The sequence below is a fragment of the Clostridium thermarum genome (assembly GCF_006351925.1).
In the GTDB taxonomy this organism is placed as follows: Bacteria; Bacillota; Clostridia; order Clostridiales; family Clostridiaceae; genus Clostridium_AU; species Clostridium_AU thermarum.
In genome coordinates, this window is the sequence record NZ_CP040924.1 from 469,217 (window position 1) to 489,116 (window position 19,900).

At 31.6% G+C, this 19,900-nt stretch carries 19 protein-coding genes; 16 read left to right on the forward strand and 3 right to left on the reverse strand.

Features of this window, described 5'->3' with window-relative positions; genetic code table 11:
- Window positions 1-57: 57 nt before the first annotated feature.
- Window positions 58-225 carry an IS3 family transposase gene (locus FHY60_RS02070; protein WP_279230464.1) on the forward strand — a complete coding sequence of 56 codons (168 nt, stop codon included), beginning with the start codon at window positions 58-60 and terminating at the stop codon, window positions 223-225.
- A gap of 52 nt (window positions 226-277) precedes the next feature.
- On the opposite strand, the gene FHY60_RS02075 is transcribed toward FHY60_RS02070, so the two are convergent.
- The 3 genes from FHY60_RS02075 to FHY60_RS02085 all read right to left on the reverse strand — a co-directional run bounded on the left by FHY60_RS02075 (window position 278) and on the right by FHY60_RS02085 (window position 2,225).
- On the reverse strand, window positions 278-730 hold the full coding sequence (locus tag FHY60_RS02075; RefSeq protein WP_139902833.1) for a hypothetical protein: 453 nt from the start codon (window positions 728-730) through the stop codon (window positions 278-280).
- Window positions 731-849: 119 nt separating this feature from the next.
- Window positions 850-1,560 (reverse strand): hypothetical protein, encoded by a 711-nt coding sequence (locus FHY60_RS02080; RefSeq protein ID WP_180375453.1) that lies wholly within the window; start codon window positions 1,558-1,560, stop codon window positions 850-852.
- A 113-nt stretch (window positions 1,561-1,673) separates the two neighbouring features.
- Window positions 1,674-2,225: a hypothetical protein gene (locus FHY60_RS02085; RefSeq protein WP_139902837.1), complete on the reverse strand. Its 552-nt coding sequence runs from the start codon at window positions 2,223-2,225 to the stop codon at window positions 1,674-1,676.
- A gap of 238 nt (window positions 2,226-2,463) precedes the next feature.
- On the opposite strand from FHY60_RS02085, the gene FHY60_RS02090 reads away from it, so the two are divergent.
- The 15 genes from FHY60_RS02090 (at window position 2,464) to FHY60_RS02165 (ending at window position 19,842) form a co-directional block, all read left to right on the forward strand.
- The gene (locus FHY60_RS02090; protein ID WP_139902839.1) at window positions 2,464-2,838 is read left to right on the forward strand and encodes a transposase; all 375 of its coding nucleotides are present in this window, start codon (window positions 2,464-2,466) and stop codon (window positions 2,836-2,838) included.
- Window positions 2,839-2,940: 102 nt separating this feature from the next.
- On the forward strand, window positions 2,941-3,423 hold the full coding sequence (locus tag FHY60_RS02095; protein ID WP_139902841.1) for a hypothetical protein: 483 nt from the start codon (window positions 2,941-2,943) through the stop codon (window positions 3,421-3,423).
- A 204-nt stretch (window positions 3,424-3,627) separates the two neighbouring features.
- Window positions 3,628-4,122 carry a transposase gene (locus tag FHY60_RS02100; RefSeq protein WP_180375454.1) on the forward strand — a complete coding sequence of 165 codons (495 nt, stop codon included), beginning with the start codon at window positions 3,628-3,630 and terminating at the stop codon, window positions 4,120-4,122.
- Window positions 4,123-4,484: 362 nt separating this feature from the next.
- Complete coding sequence (gene istA, locus FHY60_RS02105; RefSeq protein WP_139902844.1) at window positions 4,485-5,714, forward strand: IS21 family transposase; 1,230 nt, start codon at window positions 4,485-4,487, stop codon at window positions 5,712-5,714.
- Complete coding sequence (gene istB, locus FHY60_RS02110) at window positions 5,683-6,288, forward strand: IS21-like element helper ATPase IstB (RefSeq protein WP_139902847.1); 606 nt, start codon at window positions 5,683-5,685, stop codon at window positions 6,286-6,288. The genes istA and istB overlap by 32 nt, the downstream gene beginning before the upstream one ends.
- Before the next feature lie 237 nt (window positions 6,289-6,525).
- Window positions 6,526-8,313: a hypothetical protein gene (locus FHY60_RS02115; protein ID WP_139902850.1), complete on the forward strand. Its 1,788-nt coding sequence runs from the start codon at window positions 6,526-6,528 to the stop codon at window positions 8,311-8,313.
- A gap of 363 nt (window positions 8,314-8,676) precedes the next feature.
- Window positions 8,677-10,137 (forward strand): type I restriction-modification system subunit M, encoded by a 1,461-nt coding sequence (locus FHY60_RS02120; RefSeq protein WP_139902853.1) that lies wholly within the window; start codon window positions 8,677-8,679, stop codon window positions 10,135-10,137.
- Window positions 10,138-10,141: 4 nt separating this feature from the next.
- On the forward strand, window positions 10,142-11,323 hold the full coding sequence (locus FHY60_RS02125) for a restriction endonuclease subunit S (RefSeq protein WP_139902856.1): 1,182 nt from the start codon (window positions 10,142-10,144) through the stop codon (window positions 11,321-11,323).
- Between the two features lie 110 nt (window positions 11,324-11,433).
- A complete protein-coding gene (locus tag FHY60_RS02130; protein ID WP_139902859.1) occupies window positions 11,434-12,462 on the forward strand; it encodes an AAA family ATPase in 1,029 nt (342 codons plus the stop codon).
- A gap of 335 nt (window positions 12,463-12,797) precedes the next feature.
- Window positions 12,798-13,787, forward strand: a complete 990-nt coding sequence (gene xerA / locus FHY60_RS02140) for a site-specific tyrosine recombinase/integron integrase (RefSeq protein ID WP_139902860.1) — start codon at window positions 12,798-12,800, stop codon at window positions 13,785-13,787.
- Between the two features lie 65 nt (window positions 13,788-13,852).
- On the forward strand, window positions 13,853-14,308 hold the full coding sequence (locus tag FHY60_RS02145; protein ID WP_139902863.1) for a DUF3990 domain-containing protein: 456 nt from the start codon (window positions 13,853-13,855) through the stop codon (window positions 14,306-14,308).
- Entirely contained in the window at window positions 14,301-14,747 is a 447-nt protein-coding gene (locus FHY60_RS02150; RefSeq protein ID WP_139902865.1) for a hypothetical protein, read from the forward strand. Before FHY60_RS02145 ends, FHY60_RS02150 begins: the two co-directional genes overlap by 8 nt.
- Before the next feature lie 71 nt (window positions 14,748-14,818).
- The gene (locus FHY60_RS02155; protein ID WP_139902867.1) at window positions 14,819-15,454 is read left to right on the forward strand and encodes a restriction endonuclease subunit S; all 636 of its coding nucleotides are present in this window, start codon (window positions 14,819-14,821) and stop codon (window positions 15,452-15,454) included.
- A 12-nt stretch (window positions 15,455-15,466) separates the two neighbouring features.
- Window positions 15,467-16,264, forward strand: a complete 798-nt coding sequence (locus FHY60_RS02160) for an RpnC/YadD family protein (protein ID WP_139902870.1) — start codon at window positions 15,467-15,469, stop codon at window positions 16,262-16,264.
- Between the two features lie 230 nt (window positions 16,265-16,494).
- Window positions 16,495-19,842 (forward strand): DEAD/DEAH box helicase family protein, encoded by a 3,348-nt coding sequence (locus tag FHY60_RS02165; RefSeq protein ID WP_139902874.1) that lies wholly within the window; start codon window positions 16,495-16,497, stop codon window positions 19,840-19,842.
- Window positions 19,843-19,900: the final 58 nt, after the last annotated feature.

Genomic DNA, 19,900 nt, shown 5'->3' on the forward strand with positions numbered 1-19,900 from the left:
TATTACTGAGTTTTACCTCAGTAATAATTCCCAAATAAAGAATAGCATGTCTTTTCTATTTTACACAAACCTATGGACGTTCTCGCTGCATACTATGACTTTGATGCTGCAAGGATAGCTATATTTGAATACATAGAATCCTGGTACAATAGAAAAAGGCTTCATAGCAGTATCGTTTATATGACACCTCAACAGCTTGAAGAAGCCTTAAGAAAAACTGCATAAAAGTTTGAGTTTTTGTGTCTACTATATTGACATAAATCCAATTTTCAGACTTTTATTGATCTAGTAATTTGCCAATTTCACGAACATACTTTTTATCTATTAGCTTGTATTTGAATCTATTTGATTTATTCTCAGCAGAACCATCTTTCTCAAATTCCTTATCAAGCCATAAGATCCATTCCTCAAATGATCCATCATCATATAGGATTTTTAAATAGTATGGGTCATATTCACTACCAGATACTTTGGGACGTAGTGGTTCAAAAAGTCCAATTGTATACTTATTAAATATAACTTTTATCGATTCTTCATCGGAAAATGTCCATGACTTTATCGTAGTCATTTTCTGTTCGTCGAATATATCTGTATCTCCTGGAATAATTTTTTTTATTTCTATTTTAGTGACACCGGAATATGAATCAGTATCACTTCGATGGTAGCGTAAGGCTAAGATAGCGAAGAGTAGAATGAGAATTATCAAAATTATCGTGTATGATTTTTTCATAGTGTTCCACCTCAATACAATTAGATAATTTGCCTTTATAAAATATGATTTGTTTATATCCTGATAATATTAAAGTGTTGCAAGATATTAATATTTATATATTAGAAAGTAATATACATTTATTGAGTCCAGCTGTTATATACCTTATCCGACCATAAAAAAGCATTGTATCCATCATGGAAAACAGTATAAACAACTTGTGCTCCACTTGTCAAAGATTTAGAAGTTCCATAAGAGTTATAGTCAAAATTGAAGCTAGCTCCTCCGTTATTCTGAGCAAAAGATGTTAAATCTGTTGGTTCGTATATGACATCTGCTTGTTTATCAACTCGTCGTATAAATTTACCGTCTTGATAAATTCTCCCGTTTTGTGTTTTACGAAACTCGTCTATTGTTCCGACATCAACACTATTTGCAAAGTACCAATTCATAATTGACTTTATATATGTCCAATAACCATTAGCTTTTAAAAATTTCGCTACATAATCAAGATATGATGGGATTTTAATGGAGTTACCATTTGCTGGACCTACATTATATATATTTATATTTCCTCTGTCAGATCCAAACCACGTATAAATTGAATATACGCCTGCATTTTGTGCACCTATGAATGATTTCACTGCAGAAGAGTTTGTCCATACCCTGTTAATAACACTATTATCTAAATCTCCCTTATAAGTTTCTAATATAATCATGTACTTACCAGTATAATTTAATATTTCTGAATTTGGAGGAGAATCAATTATCTGATAGTAACCATCTTTATTTGAAAGCCATTTACTTGATGCTGAATTGACATAAGTATAGTCTCCCAAAGCTGAATTCATAGTAGTATACGTGGATGCTGAATGAGCTAATAAACCTTCAACCTTATCTTTAGAATTATTTATGCCATTATTGACTATACTATTGTTACTAATATTCGAGTTCATTTGTGCTATTAAGTCTGAATAGTCTGTATTCTTTTCGCCGAATAACATAAAGTAACACCATCTTTACTTAAATCTCCTACGCTAAGAGAAGCAATTGTGGTATCGGTAGATGGATCATAATATAATCCTATTATTGTACTATCTTCTTTTTGCTTGTTCTTAAGCTTTCCGAATACAGGACCATAAAATACAGTTTTATTATTTATATTGAATGTATCTAAGTTTCCTTCTACAGTGAATGAGTAATTTTCTTTACCGATATGTAGAACACTCTGTCCGCTAACTGAATTACATTCATCTCCAGGTATAATGTCTAGATTCATTTTTAAAGAGGTTACTTTATCAATTTTAGATTTAAACTTATTAAAATGTGCATCTTCTAAATGCTGCTTTTCATCACCCATTTGAGATTTGGACAAAATCTCACTATTAACTGATAGTTTTGTGTTTACTTTGATTTTCTTATGATTCTCCTGTGCTTGTACTCTAATATTAGAAAATATGGTTACAAAGACAAATAAAAAAGTTAATATCATAATTATTTTTCTGTTTTTTTTCATATACAAGACTCCTTTAGATTTATTTATAATAAATAAAGTATGATACTTCAATAAATGATAGATTGATTGATGATATAAGCAGATTATTCCATCAGCTTATTATTAAGATGATTATCCCACAAAAAGCTAGTAATAATTCCCAAGCGTAGCACCTCATGATATAATAGTATTTGGTCATTTGACCCGGGGCCAAATGTACCTATAAAAATAATAATATTATCACAAAGGAGATTTTACTATGTTTTGCAGAAATAACGTTCAACAAACTTCATTATTAGACCCTATTGCTCAAATGCCAAAATATCTTCAAGATATTCTAAAGAAAAGTTGGGCTCAAGCTTTTAGGGATCAGATTTTCCCTCTAATAAATGAGGACCGTTTTTCTGTAATTTATAGTTGTGATCAAGCTTCAAGACCTAATACTCCTGTTAATGTGATTATAGGCCTTCTTATGATAAAAGAAATATTTCAACAGTCTGATGAAGAGCTCATAGGCTCACTTCATTTTGATAAAAGATACCAGTACGCCCTTTGTACAACTAATTATGATAAACAACCAGTATCCATCAATACTTTAACCAATTTCAGAAATAGGGTTATTGACTATGAGTAATCTACTGAAATAGACTTAATTAAATTAGAAGTTGAAGCGTTAGCTGAAGCTTCGGCTAATTTTCTTTGCATTGATAATAAAAAGGTTAGAGTTGATTCGCTTATGGTTAGTTCTTCCTGTAAAAAGCTTAGCCGATTAGAGCTAATTTACTCTGTTAACAGCAGATTTATTAAGGAGTTAAAGGAAGTAAATGAATCGCTCATTCCTCAAGATTGCCTTGTTTATCTTGAAAAAGGTCATAAAAACGACACAATATACAGAACTCAGGATTCACAAGCTGATTCTAAGCTTTCAATGCTTCTAAAACATTCCCTGGCTCTACTTGAAGTCTGTTCACAAGCTGGAGAAACAGTAACTGATTTGGATAGTTATCAGCTTCTTATTAGAATGCTTGGAGATCATACCGATAAAGACTCAAACAATAATATTACTGGGAAAGCAGGTAAAGATATATCTTCAACAAGTCTTCAAAATCCAACAGATCCTGATGCAACATACAGAAAAAAATATGGTGACAATACTGGTTATGTTGTAAATGTGGTTGAAGCTTTTAATGATGTTACAGGTGGTATTATCACAAATTAAGATCTAAAACCTAATATCTACAGCGATTCAAGCTTTTCTGATGATGTTATTGAAGCTATCGCTTCTAAGAAAAGTGATGAAGATAAAGTACAAGTTATAATCGATGGTGCTTACCATGAACAAGAAAAAGCTGAATCTGCTTTAGAAAAAGGTATCGAACTAATACCAGGAGAACTTGTTGGAAGAAAACCATCCACAGATAAATTGCCTTACTCTGATTTTGCTGTGGATAAAGATAAAAATGTAATAAGCAAATGTCCGAGTGGTAATGAGCCCGTCGAGTCTTATAACAGCTCAAAATCATATAGTGCTAAGTTTAAAAAGTCGGATTGTGAAAAATGTCCCCTTAGAGACCAATGCCCGATTAAACAACAAAAGGAGTTTAACATTGTACGTGTTAGCGAAAAAAGATACAATAAAGACCTTCAAAGGGCTAAAATGTCTCTGCCAGAATATATAGAACTTACGAATCAGCGAGCAGGTGTTGAGGGTATACCTTCTGTACTTAGAAGAAGGTATAGAATTGACACCATGCCCGTCAGGGGACTTTTGCGCTCAAAATTATGGGTTGGATTTAAAATCGCAGCCTATAATTTTAAAAAGCTGCTAGCGCAGCTCCTTAAGAAAGGAGAAGTCGCTTTAGCCAATTTGTTTTTTACCTTTTTATTAAATTTTTCGGTAACTTCTACTGTAGAATAGCGGAAGTAGAAGTAGTCTTCTCATCCTAACGGATGAAGAATAACTGGTTTTTGTGGTTTAATCATAACGTTTCTTTTTCATAAATCACCTCATCTATTTTTTAGAACAATAAGATTAATTTATATACTATTATACAAATACGTATTTACATATTTTAGTATATATTATAAATATATGTATTGCAACATTATTATTCTATTTATGTTTCTTTTTTATTTTAATACCTAATAATGTTTAGTGTAAAATGAAAATAGAACAAAATAAAACTCTAGCAGTTTGCTGGAAAAATAAAAAACATTGTCAAGCACCTTCAAATAATATATCCTCTAAGTTGTCGAGACTATAGGGGAGGTTATGAAAGGATGTTAACAATGTATAGAATTCATTATATCAAAGAACTAAGTCAATTTGAAGGAAAAAGTTTAAGGGAGATTAGCAGGATAACAGGACATGCATTTGCAACTGTGCAAAAGTATGTTGATAAGGAAGATTTCAACCATAGTCCACAGCGAAGAAGTAAAAATGAGTTGAAAATAGATAAATATAAGGAACTAATAGATTCATGGCTTGAGGCTGATTTGACAGCACCAAAAAAGCAACGTCATACAGCGAAGCGTGTGTATGACAGGCTAGAAGAGGTGTTTGGCGATAGGCTTGACCTGTCACTAAAAACAGTTCAGTATTATGTTTCTGCAAAAAAGAAAGAACTGTTTAGCAAAAAGGATGGCTCGTTGCCGCTTAACCATCCTGCCGGTGAGGCTCAGGTGGATTTTGGAGAGGCAACTTTCATTGAAAACGGTGAAGAGTTTACCGGATACTATTTAAACATGTCATTTCCTTATAGCAATGGAGGATATGTGCAAATCTTTAGAGGTCAGAACCAGGAATGTTTCCTTCAAGGGGTGAAGAATATTTTTGAGCATGTGGGGAGGGTTCCTTATAAAATCTGGTTTGACAATTTATCTGCAGCAGTGATAAGTATAAATAAAGATGGTGATCGAACTCTTACTCAACAATTTGAAAGATTCGCCGCTCACTACAAATTCCAGGTTAATTTTTGCAACCCTGCAAGTGGTAATGAGAAAGGTAACGTTGAGAACAAGGTAGGTTACCATAGAAGAAATTTATTTGTGCCTATACCCGCTTTCAAGAACATTGATGACTATAATAAGTTACTTTTGCAGATTTGCGATAATGACATGGATAGAAAGCACTATAAGAATGATGTAACTATAAAAGAGCTCTTTAACGATGACTTAAAGAAGATGTTTCTTCTACCGGCGGCAGGATTTGAAATACATAGAATATTTAGTGCAACTGCAGACAATTATGGCAAGGTTAAATTTGAAACCAATACATACTCTACTTCTCCAGCGTTAGCTGGTAAGAAAGTTCTCATCAAGGCTACAGCATTTCAGGTTATTATACTTGATGAAAAATATGGCCACGTAGTTACACATAGAAGGCTGTACTGCAAGAATGCAGAAAGTATGAACTGGATCCCATACTTATCCACACTAGCACGAAGACCCAATGCATTAAAATATACTGATTTTTACAATGAGCTTCCAGAGCCTTGGAGAAACTACTAGAATCAACAGATGCCTAAAACAGGCTAAATTTGATGTAATTAAAACATTTGAAAACTACAGTTTTAAGGATATAGAGATTCCAGAAAAACTTCCTCTGGAGAGCATAAGAAACGCAGATTTCATTGATAGAAGGGAAAACCTTATCCTCTACGGTGGTGTAGGTACAGGCAAGACTCACCTTGCTACCGCAATTGGAGTAGAGGTAATAAATAAGGGGAAACGAGTAAGATTTTTTAGGACAGCCGCACTTGTTAATGAGCTTGTAGAAGCTAAGGCATCTGGAGAACTAAAAAGATTTTTTAAGTCAATAGAAAAATGTGATTTGCTTATTTGTGATGAGTGGGGCTATCTTCCCCTTAGTGCTGAGGGAGCACAGCTTTTATTCCAAGTTATTTCGGATTGCTATGAACGTAGGAGTTTAATCATAACCACTAATCTTGAATTCGGCAGATGGAACAGTATTTTCTATGACGAAAGGCTTACTAGTGCGATCATTGATAGGATAATACACCATAGTTATCTCCTTCTTTTCAAGGGGGGGAGTTACAGAATACAACACTCAACCATAAATTAACATATATGTAAACAAGGGTGCTTGAAAAATTCTTTGCAGAACGCTAAAAATTACACTTGCAAAATACATAGATACTATTATTTTCTTAAGTCTATTGTTATATAGTATATAAAATGTCATAGTTGTTAAAAACTGATTTATAACAGAGCTTGAGTTATAGCAAATTTATAGGAGTAAATTGAAATGTATGAATATTTTTGTTATTATTGTGATAATGAATTTACGGTGGGGGTACGTATGAGGAAAGAATTAAAAGAATTCGTTGAAGATGCTGATTTTATTGAAAGAATGAATAAAGCTTTTGCAGATTTAAGAGCTGACTATGAACTTGATTTAGACGAATCTAAAGATAAAATAAATGAACTTAAGGCAGTACATGTGGATAATAAGAACCATTTATCTAACCTAATTTCATATTCAACTAAATCCAGTGGAATAATATCTGGCTTGAGAGGTACTGGAAAAACACATTTATTTTTATTAGCTAGAGAAAGTATAAATGAAAATGTAAGTAAAAATAAAGCAATTGTTATTTACTTGAATGTAAAAAGACTTCATTTACCTCAAAGATTTAATCAAGAAGAGTTTAACAGAGTATTTAGTTTGTTTTTGTATAATGAGTTAATTAAACAGTTAAGTGGTATCATACATCAACTTCAAGAAGAGATATTCCTTAAAAAGTTTCTGTCAATATTTAAGAATAATCAAAAAGAATTAGTTAGGAGTTTAGAAAAAGCGATTATTAAGATAGGAATGTTTAAAGAAATAATAAAGCAGGGTAGCCAAACTTATGTTAATTTAGAAATGGGAACTATAAAAAGTGAATCATTTGAAAAGGAATTATTAGATATAAAAAATAAAATTGCTTCGAAGTTAAATGTAGGTACTTCCGAGATGTCGGCTGAGAATACAATTACTTTAATTAATGAAGTAAGCGAAAAAATGGCGACGAATAACACATATCTTACTTATTTAAATATACAAGATGTAAGGACTCAATTAATAGATACTCTCAAGCTTTTAAAGCTTGAGTCAATTACATTCTACGTTGATGAGTGGGAGAAGTTGTATTATAATCAGCAGGCTCAGGATTTCTTAGCGTTTTATATAGATAGAATGATTGACACACCAATTTACTTTTGGTTGGGCATAGTGCCTTATAGAGGAAGATTATATAGTCTTGATAATGGGGCAGACCTACAACATTTTATTAATCTAGATGACAGTTTAGTATATGAGAATTCCAAAACAGATAAGGAGATATGTATTAATTATTTTAAAAACTTTATTAATAACAGATTAAAGCATTACTTAGGTGAGTTAAATTTAGACTATAGCGTACTATTCAATAGCGATAAAAAACTAGAAATGTTAGTTCTAGCTTCAATGGGCAACTCAAGAGATTTTGGGACAATGCTACTTTTTAGTTGGTCTGAGTTTCAGAATTATAGGATTAACGGTGTATATTCCGGAAGGCCGTTTAAATATATAAGCGAAGATATGATAGTTAATGCAATTAAGAATGATGGTGACAAAAAGATTAGTAATATACGTGATGACAACAATTTAATGCGCATATGGAAGGACCTAGAGGAATACTGCTCGTCAAAAAAATGTAGCCATTTTGCAATTGAGGAAACAAAAAATAATATGGAAGTAATTTCTAATGAATTCTTCTCCGAATTAATTTATCATAGGTTATTGCATTTTAGAAAGGGACATGTGCCTCCTAAAGAAACAAAGATAAAAAATAAACTTTCAATTTATGCATTAAATTATGCATGTACTTATGATTCACATGCTAAAGATAAAAAATTTGAGTTTGTAACAAAATATGACGTTATCCATGATAGAGTACGTAGATATATTTATGAACCAGATAGAATAATACAGAGTATTAGAGTTAAAAATGGAGAAATATTTCCATGTAAGAACTGCTCAGAACCTATTAACATTAATAAAATGAAGCATGCGTGGGAAAAAAATAGTTGTCCATTTTGCGGTGGTGCTATTTATAACAAGTAAAAAAGATTATATGAAAGGATGGACTTAAGTATACATGAATTGAACTTAGTTCCTTTTGCTGATAAATTTGTAAATATAACTGTAAGAGGTAAATAAGTATGTGGATAGAAACACTAAAGGAATGTGCCAGGAGATGCTCCTTTTGGCCAATTGATGAAAAATTTTGAGAGAGATGGCATTAATTATTTGGGCTTTCGCATTAGCGATTATAAATCGATAATGCGAAAGCCCCTTTTTTCACATGTGTTCACAAGTCAAATATTGTAAGAGGGTGTGGAAAGCAATTATAAATATGATGTATAATAGAGCTATAGAGAGCAAAGGATTTATAAATTTATAGTAATGTAATATCAGGAGGAAAACATGATTACAGGCGAATTAAGAAGTAAAGTAGATAAAATATGGGAGACCTTTTGGACTGGTGGAATTACTAACCCACTAGAGGTTATTGAACAGTTTACATACCTTTTATTTATCAAAGGATTAGACGATATGGAAACCACAAAGGAAAATGAAGCAGTACTTTTAATGATAGATTATGAAGGGATTTTTCCAAATGATAAGCAGCACTTACGATGGAGTAAGTTTAAAAATGAAGAAGCAGGAGAAATGTATAGAATAGTTTCAGAAGAGGTTTTTCCGTTCATAAAAAACCTTCATGGAAAGAAAGATTCTGCCTATGCAAAATATATGGGAGATGCTATATTTAAAATTCCAACGCCTTTGATGCTTTCTAAGATAGTGGATGGTATTTCAAACTTAAATATGGAAAACCAAGACACAAAGGGAGACTTGTATGAATACCTGTTATCAAAGATTGCTACGGCAGGAACTAATGGACAATTTAGAACTCCAAGACACATAATTGATATGATGGTTAAGCTAATGAAGCCAAAACCAGAAGATATAATTGTAGACCCAGCCGCAGGCTCAGCAGGCTTCCTTGTATCAGCGCAGCAATATTTAAGAGATAACCACAGTGATCTTTTCTTAGTTCAGAGTTTAAAGGAGCACTTTAATAATGATATGTTCTATGGCTTTGATATGGATAGAACAATGCTTAGAATTGGTGCTATGAATATGATGCTACATGGTGTTGATAATCCGAACATAGAATATAGGGATTCACTATCTGAGGCAAATACAGATAAAGAGAAATATACTTTAGTTTTAGCAAATCCGCCTTTTAAAGGGAGCTTAGATTATGAAGCTGTATCAGCAGATCTATTAAAAATAACAAAGACTAAGAAAACCGAGCTGTTATTCTTAGCCCTATTTTTAAGAATATTAAAGCCGGGTGGAAGATGCGCTTCTATAGTACCGGATGGAGTACTATTTGGATCAACAGGAGGACATAAATCAATAAGACAGGAAATCGTTGATAATCATAAGCTCGAAGCTATAATATCCATGCCAAGTGGAGTGTTTAAACCCTATGCAGGAGTATCAACAGCTATAATGATATTTACTAAAACCGGCACCGGTGGAACAGATAAGGTTTGGTTCTATGACATGAAAGCTGATGGCTACAGCTTGGATGATAAGAGAAATCCAATTGAGGATAATGATATCCCTGACATTATTAAGAGATTTAATAATCTGGACAAAGAAGTAGACAGGAAGAGAACAGAGCAGTCTTTCTTTGTTGATGTGAAAGAAATTAGAGAAAATGATTATGATTTATCTATAAATAAGTATAAGGAAATTGTGTATGAGGAAGTAGAGTATGAGGCTCCTAGTGTGATTCTGCAAAGGATTAAGGGGTTAGAAGAAGAGATAATTCAAGGAATAAATGAATTAGAAAGAATAATAGAAGGCAAGTGATAAGATGGAGCAAGGATTACAAGATGTTTTTATTTTTATTAGAAATGGAGCAAGTATAAAGCAGGGAGAACTTGATGGAGGATATCCCATTACAAGAATTGAAACAATTGCAAACTCAAGGATTGATTTGAATAGAATGGGGTATGCAGGTATTGAGGAATTAGGAAATTATGAAGATTACCTACTAAAAGATGGAGATATATTGATGTCTCATATAAATAGTGAGAAACATCTAGGAAAAACTGCTATATTTGAAAATTTAGATGTGGATATAATACATGGAATGAATTTATTATGCTTAAGACCGAATAAAGAAATATTGTATCCTAAATATGCTTATTATTATTTTAATAGTCCTTTATTCAAAAATCAGTTACCAAGCATAACTAAGAAGTCTGTAAATCAAGCCAGCTTTTCAGTCAATGATTTAAAGAAATTGAAGATTTGTATTCCTGAGAGAGTGGTTCAGGAAAAAGTAGCAAAAGTATTAGACAAATCCAAAGAATTAATAGACAAAAGAAAAGCTCAAATAGAAGATTTAGATGAATTAGTCAAATCGAGATTTATCGAGATGTTTGGGGATCCAATCAAAAACAATAAAGGTTGGGATAAGATAGCAATTGGAGATAAGTTTCAAATTAAGACTGGAGCAACTCCAAGTAGAAAAGAAAATGTATATTGGGAAAACGGAAGTATTCCATGGGTAAAAACTACAGAATTAAAAGAGTATGTAATCACTGAAACAGAAGAGTATATTACGGAAGAAGGATTTAATAATAGCTCGGTTAATATGTTGCCCAAAAACACAATATTAGTTGCTATGTATGGTCAAGGTAAAACTCGTGGAATGACTGGAAAGCTTGGAATTGAGGCAACTACAAATCAAGCATGTGCAGCAATATTACCTAATGAAGATGAAAATATGGATTTTATATGGTATCAATTAAGATTATTATATAATGATTTAAGAGATTTAGGTAGAGGAGGAAATCAACCTAATTTAAATACTAATTTAGTAAAAGGCTATGAGTTGATTTTCCCACCAATGGAACTTCAAAATCAATTTGCAGACTTTGTTAAGCAAGTCGACAAATTGAAATTTGAAATGGAGAAGAGTTTGAAAGAACTGGAGGATAACTTTAATTCGTTAATGCAAAAAGCATTTAAGGGAGAATTATTTAATTGATATAGCTTGATTCAGTAAAAACTATTAAATTTATTTTAAACAGGTAAATTATGGGTTATAATGTAAAAAAGAAATTATATACCTTATGGGTGATAAGGAGAGATACAATTGTGAGTATTGAAAGTATTGAATTGAGAAATTTTACAGTTTTTAAAAATTTTAAAGTTAATTTTTCAAAAGGTATAAATATAATAACTGGAGAAAATGGAACGGGAAAAACTCAATTGCTTAAAGCGATTTATGCAGATATTCAAATTTCTAAAAGTAAAAATATAAATGATATTTCAAAGTATTTTAAGTCTGTCAATGTTAATAATGTTTTTTTTATTAAGCAGCTTAAACCACTATTTTTAGAGGTAAAAGCTTCAAAGATTAGTAATAAGTCAGATAAACAATATTTAATGGGAAAATTAAACTTGAGCATTAATGGAATAAATTCAACAGTTGGAAGTGATGATGAGTGCTCATATGAAATATCATATCCATCAGAAGAAATTAATTGTACATTTATTCCAGCAAAAGATATGCTTACACATTCTAAAGGATTTGTATCAATGGCTGACAAATTTAATGAATTTCCATTTGATAAAACATTAATTGATATTATAAATAAAGCTAGTCAGTGGCAATTAAAAGAGCCTCCAAAGATTGCGTTAAAGATACTACCAATTCTTGAAAAAATGATGGAGGGTAAGGTAGTTATTGAAAATGAAGAATTTTATGTGAAAAAAAATAATGGAGATATGATTAATTTTGCAGTTGAAGCAGAAGGATTAAAGAAAATAGGTTTATTATGGCAGCTTTTAATGAATGAAAATATAACAGAGGGTAGTGTTCTCCTATGGGATGAGCCGGAAGCCAATATTAATCCTAAGTTTGTTCCAGATTTAGTAGAAATACTAATGGAATTACAAAAAAATGGGATACAAATTTTTCTTACTACACATGATTATATTTTCGCAAAATATTTTGAAGTTAAACGTTCTGAAAGTGATGAAATTATGTATTATTCATTATATAAAACCGATGATGGTGTAAAGTTTGAAAGTAATATTAATTTCACAGATTTAAAAAATAACACAATTATGGATACCTTTATTCAATTGTATAAGGATGAAGTTGAAAGGGCGATGGAATAATGGTACAAATAAAAGAATCAGAATTATGGAGAGATAAATAATAACTTTTTTGAATTAGATAATAGTCAAATAAAGCTAAAATTTATTCTTGTTATTAAAGGTCATGAGATAGAATGGTTATTACCTGTATCAGATGCATTAAAAAAGAAATTATCATATCAAAATACTATTTGGAAAAGTGAAGTTATAGTAATGAATGATAAGATTGCTAATAAATATAATCTAGTTAAAAGTGTTGCAGAATAGCACTTTTAGTTAGATTATTTTGTAAATTGTATAGTAATACAATTAATGGCAATATACCATAATATATTAAAATGTAGGAGCTGAAAATTATGGTAGAAAGCCTCATAATTGAAATTGAACAGGAAATGATAAAGATACTTAATAATATGCAGATGGAGGAGCTTCATAAGGTTTTATTAAAAAAGCTACAAAGTGCTGCTTTAATGGATGAAGCTAATAATAAGGATTCTGAGAACGAAGAAGTAGATTATTGCAATTTATTTATTTGTGCAAAGCGTGTAGAAGGTTGCTCAGAAAAATCTATTAAGTATTATAAATCAACAATACACAATATGCTAAAGTCATTAAGTAAACCAGTGAAGCATATAACAACAGAGGATTTAAGAGGATACTTAGCTGAATATTATAAAAAAAGTAATTGCAGTAAGGTCAGTCTTGATAATATCAGAAGAATTTTATCAACATTCTTTTCATGGCTTGAGGATGAAAACTACATTATAAAAAGCCCTGTAAGAAGGATTCATAAAATAAGAACTGGAAAGATTGTAAAAGAAGTATATACAGATGAGCAGTTAGAGTTAATGCGTGATAACTGCACAGAAATACGCGATCTTGCAATTATAGATTTATTGAATTCTACAGGGATACGTGTTGGGGAGCTAGTAAAATTAAATATTGAAGATATTAATTTCAATGAGAGAGAATGTATTGTTCAAGGAAAAGGTGATAAGCAAAGAAGAGTTTATTTTGATGCAAGAACTAAAATACATTTACAAAATTATCTTAATAGTAGAGTAGATAATAACAAAGCATTATTTGTATCACTAATAGAACCCTATAATAGGTTAAATATTAGTGGGGTTGAGATTAAAATGAGAGATTTGGGAAGGAAACTTAATATTAATAAGGTACATCCTCATAAATTTAGAAGAACACTTGCAACAAGAGCTATTGATAAGGGGATGCCCATTGAGCAGGTGCAACATTTATTAGGACATCAGAAGATAGATACCACCCTTCAATACGCAATGGTAAATCAGAATAATGTTAAGATTTCTCATAGAAAGTTTATCGGGTAGAGCTTTAGGTGAGTTTATATATAAAATTGATATTTATTATACAATAGTAGGAGGGAGAGTACTCTATGTTATATCATGCTTCAGGTGAAATAGTGGAGTTTCCTGAAATTAGAAAAAGTAAGTATACTAAAGATTTTTCATGGGGATTTTATTGTACAAATAATTTTGAACAAGCAAAAAAATGGGCTAGAAGGAATAGGCAGAGTCCTATAATTAACTATTATACTTATACAGAAAATAATTCTTTAAGAATATTAAAGTTTGAAGAAATGAATGATGAATGGTTAGACTTTATTGCAAAATGTAGAAGTGGGTTTATACATGATTATGATATTGTTGAAGGACCTATGGCAGATGATACTGTATGGAACTATGTAAATGATTATCTATCAGGAGATATTTCAAGAGAGGCTTTTTGGGAACTAGCAAAATTTAAATATCCTACTCATCAAATAAGCTTTCATACTTTAAAAGCTCTTGATTGTCTGAAGTTTGAAAGAGGTGAGATTATTAATGAATGATACTTTAAAAAACGATTTGTTTTATGTATGTTGTCTTATAGAATTTATAGGTAGAAAAACTAAAAATAGAAGGGCAACAATTGTTCAAATATTAGGAAAAGAAGAATTGGCCAGGCAATTAGATCTTGCAGAAGTCAATCATTGTCTATCATTTGAGCAAGTGTCAGATGAAATAATAGAGTGTTTTAATATACCAGAAGGTGATTATGATACTGTTGGAGTATGTAAATATAGTGTTCCAAGTGTTCAAGCAATAGGAAAAGTGTATCAGAGATTAATAATAAGTATAATTTCAGAGCAAGATAATTTAGAGGATATTATATTTAAAGTATTTAATTCATTTATAAGTGATGAAATTTCAGACTTCAATTCATCTGTTTATTATAGCAACCCAGAGTATTTAAGGTGCTCTTACTTAGAAGGCAGATTATTAGATTAATCACTTTTTTGGCGAACTTTAAGGTGGATTGTGTGGATTTTAATATATAAAGCAAATCGAGATTTATAGAGATGTTTGGAGATCCAGTTTCTAATCCTAGAGGGTGGGAAAAAGCAGTATGTAAGGACGTTACTTCAAAGATTGGCTCAGGAGCAACTCCTAAAGGTGGAAATTCAAGTTATAAAGAAGAAGGTATTTCTTTAATAAGGAGTATGAATGTTCATAACAATAAGTTTATAAAAAAAGATTTACCATTTATTGATGATGAACAGGCACAAAAACTAAATAATGTAATTGTAGAAGAAAATGATATTCTTTTAAATATTACAGGTGCATCAGTAGCAAGATGTTGTATTGTACCTAATGAACTTATTCCAGCAAGAGTTAATCAACACGTTGCTATAATACGTAGTAAAAATGAAGAAATACTTCCTATATTTTTAGTATATCAATTTACAAATGATAGTTACCAAAGGTTATTATGGGATATAGCTACAAGTGGTGGAGCAACTAGAGAAGCAATTACAAAGCAACAAATAGAAAATTTAGAGTTAATTGTTCCTCCAATAGACATCCAAAATCAATTTGCCACATTTGTCAACCAAGTCGACAAATTGAAAGCTAATATGGATAATAGCTTAAAAGAATTAGAAAATAACTTTAATTCATTAATGCAGAGAGCTTTTAAAGGTGAAATATTTAAATAAGGCGGTGAAAGAATGACAGTAGCAAATTATGAAGATTTAATAATGAAAAGAGCCATGGACTTATTTGCAGAAGAAGGACTCAAGTTTTTTGGTATAAACAAAAAGGTTAAAGAAGTAGCACCTACAGAGATAGTAGTTTTGGAAACAAAGAATATGTTTATGGACTATACTTTTTTGATGGAGGATGATACCTACATTCACTTCGAATTTCAGACTACAGATAAAGGTGTGGCTGATTTAAGAAGATTCAGAGCTTATGAAGCATTGCTTAGTCATCAAACAGCAAAAGATGTAGTAACTTATGTTGTATATTCAAATAATATAAAAAATGTTTCTGATAAGTTAATAACTGGTATAAGTGAGTTTAAGATTAAAGCTATATATATGATAGATAAAGATGGCGATAAGATATATAATGATATTATATATAAGATGGAGCACAATGAAGATATAACAAAACAGGATATAATATCACTAACATTTACACCTATAATGGGTGGGAATTTACCTAAAGTTGATAAGATTCTTAATGCATTAAGGATAGTTAAAAATATAGATAAAAGATATAGACATGACGTTGAATCAATATTGTATGCCTTTGCAAATAAATTTTTAGAGGGTAAAGATTTAGAAAAGGTAAAGGAGGAGTTAAAAATGACAGAACTGGGAAAGAGCCTTATAGAAGAAGGTAAGAAAGAAAAAGCAATAGAAATAGCAAGAGAGCTTTTAGACATACTTTCAATAGAGATGATTGCAAAAAAAACAGGATTGACTATTGAGGAAGTAAAAAAATTAAAGGAAGAGAAATAAATTTATATATACACTGGGATGGTTAGTTTTCCAGTGTTTTTCTTAAAATATTATCTGTGAGGTAATATTTTAAGAGCTTATTATGTTACTGATACCAAGTCGACAAATTGAAATTTGCAATGGAGAGTAGTTTGAAAGAATTAGAAAACAACTTTAATTCCTTGATGCAAAAAGCTTTTAAAGGAGAATTATTTAATTAATATAAACCTAAACATAAAGGGGTAAATGGGATGATAAGCAATTTTGAATTTTTAAAAGGAAAGGATTTATTTAAGAGCTTTTCAGACTCCTGCATTGAAGCAGAAAAGAGTTTAGTGGTCAGTCCTGCTACTTGTGCGATATTAACAAGGAGAGCCTTGGAACTAGCTGTTAAATGGCTTTACAGTTTCGACAGTGATTTACATGCACCCTATCAGGATAATCTGGCCAGCTTAATATACGATAATAACTTTATAAGCCTTATAGACTCAGAAATGCTGCCATTACTTAAGTATATTGTTAAGCTGGGTAATGTAGCAGTACATACCAATGCAAATATTAAGAGAGAAGAGGCTATACTTGCTCTTCACAATCTTCATCAATTTGTATCCTGGATTGATTACTGCTACGCTGATGAGTACACAGCAGTGGAGTTTAGTGAGGATATTCTGCTTGAAGGTGAAGAAAAGAGAACAAGGCCGGAAGAACTTAAAGATCTTTATGATAGATTAAGTTCAAAGGATAGAAAACTTGAAGAAATTATAAAAGAAAATGAAGCCTTAAGAAAAGAGCTTACAGAAAAAAGAAAGACCAATACTGAAAATTATGATTTCAAAGTTGATGAAATAAGTGAATTTGAAACAAGAAAGAGATACATTGATATAGAATTAAAACTTGCAGGTTGGGAGTTCGGCAAGGATATAGTAGAAGAGCTTGAAGTTAGCGGCATGCCCAATAATGCAGGAGTAGGTTATGTTGACTATGTGCTCTATGGAAGCAATGGAAAGCCTCTGGCTGTAGTAGAAGCAAAGAGAAGCAGCAAGGATCCAAAGGTAGGCCAACAACAAGCTAAACTCTATGCAGATTGCCTAGAAAGGCAGTATAAACAAAGACCTGTTATATTCTTTACTAATGGCTTTGAGGCTTATATATGGGATGACTATAATAATTATCAAGAAAGAAGGATATATGGCTTTTTTACTAAAGACGAACTTCAATTGATGGTAGATAGAAGGACAAGCAAGCATCCTTTCAATAATGTTCAGATAAAGGACAGTATTACTAATAGATACTATCAGAAGGAAGCAGTGCTTTCAGTATGTGAGGCCTTAAGTAACAGAAGGAGAAAAGCCTTACTTGTTATGGCTACCGGAACGGGTAAGACAAGGACGGCAATCTCTATAGTAGATGTACTTATGCGGCATAACTGGATTAAAAATATTCTTTTTCTAGCGGATAGAAAAGCCTTAGTAAAGCAGGCTAAAAGAAACTTCTCAAAGTTACTGCCGGACTTAACACTATGCAACCTGCTTGACAATAGAGATAATCCAGAGGAAGCAAGAATGATTTTCTCCACTTATCCAACTATGATGAACTCTATTGATGAGACTAAAACAAAGTCAGGTAAAAAGCTCTTTACTCCGGGACACTTTGACTTGATTATTGTGGATGAATCCCATAGAAGTATTTATAAGAAGTATAAAGCTATTTTTGACTATTTTGATGCATATCTATTAGGTTTGACAGCTACACCAAAGGATGAAATAGATAAGAATACTTATTCTGTTTTTGACATTGAAAGTGGTGTTCCTACCTATGCTTATGAACTAGACAAGGCTGTAAAGGACGGATACCTTGTAGATTATAGGACTATAGAGGTTAAGTCTAAGATAATGGAAGAGGGAATCAGGTATGACCAGCTTTCAGAGGAAGAAAAAGAGCAGTACGAAAGCACCTTTGATGATGATGAAAATATAGGCGAGGAAATAGAAAATACAGCTATAAATGAGTGGCTATTTAATGCTAGCACAATAGATTTAGTACTCAATAGCTTGATGGAAAAGGGCTTGAAGGTTGAAGGCGGAGATAAATTAGGCAAGACCATCATATTTGCCAAGAGTCATAAGCATGCTCAGGCAATTGCAGAACGGTTTAACATACTATATCCTAATCTTGGATCTAATTTTGCAAAGGTTATAGATTATAGTATTAATTATGTAGATACTCTAATAGATGATTTCTCAGACAAAAATAAGCTGCCTCAAATTGCTGTAAGTGTGGATATGCTTGATACTGGTGTGGATATACCGGAAATATTAAACTTAGTTTTCTTTAAGAAAGTGAGATCTAAATCAAAATTCTGGCAGATGATAGGAAGAGGCACTAGACTATGTCCTGACCTTCTGGGTGTAGGTATTGATAAAAAGGAATTTTTAATATTTGACTTCTGCAATAATTTTGATTTCTTCAGAGCTAATCCTAAGGGCTTCGAAGGTGGAATGGTTGAAAGCTTAACTGAGAAATTATTTAATATAAAGGTAGATATGATAAGAGAACTGCAGGATATTAAATATAGTGATGACGAGCATAAAGCCTATAGACAAAGCTTATTGGATGAGGTCTTAACAGCAATAAATGCTTTAAATGAAGACAATTTTAGAGTAAGAATGGAACTTCATTTTGTCCATAAATATAAGAATATCAATGAATGGACAGCTTTAGGAGCCTTAAGTGTAGGAGAAATTAAAGAGCATATATCACCACTTATAACTGCTTTAAATGACGATGAATTGGCGAAGAGATTTGACCTTTTAATGTATACTATAGAGCTGGCTATGCTTCGAGGGAATAATGCCACTAAACCTATAAAAAGTGTAATAAGGACTGCAGAAGAGCTTTCAAAGCTTGGCACAATTCCAGAAGTACAGGCTCAGAAGTATGTAATAGAAAAGGTTAAGACAGAAGAGTTTTGGGAAAACGTAGATATATTTGAGCTGGATAATGTAAGAGAAGCATTAAGAGAACTATTAAAATACTTACAGAAGGAAAATCAGAAGATATACTATACTAATTTCCAAGACTTCGTTATAAGTGAAGAAAGTAATTCTGCAATGTATAATGCCAATGATCTTAAGAACTATAGAAAGAAAGTAGAGCATTATTTAAAGGAGCATAAGGACGAACTTGCTATATATAAGCTAAGAAATAATAAGAAACTTACAAAAGAGGATTTAAAGACTTTAGAAGATATAATGTGGAATCAGCTAGGAACACCGTCAGATTATGAGAAAGAGTTTGGTGATATGCCGGTTACAAAGCTTGTTAGGAAAATAGTCGGATTAGACAGACAGGCAGCTAATGAAGCCTTCTCAGAGTTTTTAAATAATCAAAGTCTTAATACGAAACAGATTCATTTTGTGAAGCTTATTGTAGACTATATAGTTACTAATGGCTTTATAGAGGATAACAGAGTTCTACAGGAAGATCCCTTCAGAACAGTTGGAAGTATTGTAGAGTTGTTTAAAGATAATATGGATACTGCAAGAAAAATAATGGGGATTATTGCTGATATTAAGAAAAATTCAGAAGAGGTTTGTTAGAGCTAATCCATAATGTCCATAAATTGACGGTGTTATTTATCCCTAAACTGACGATGTT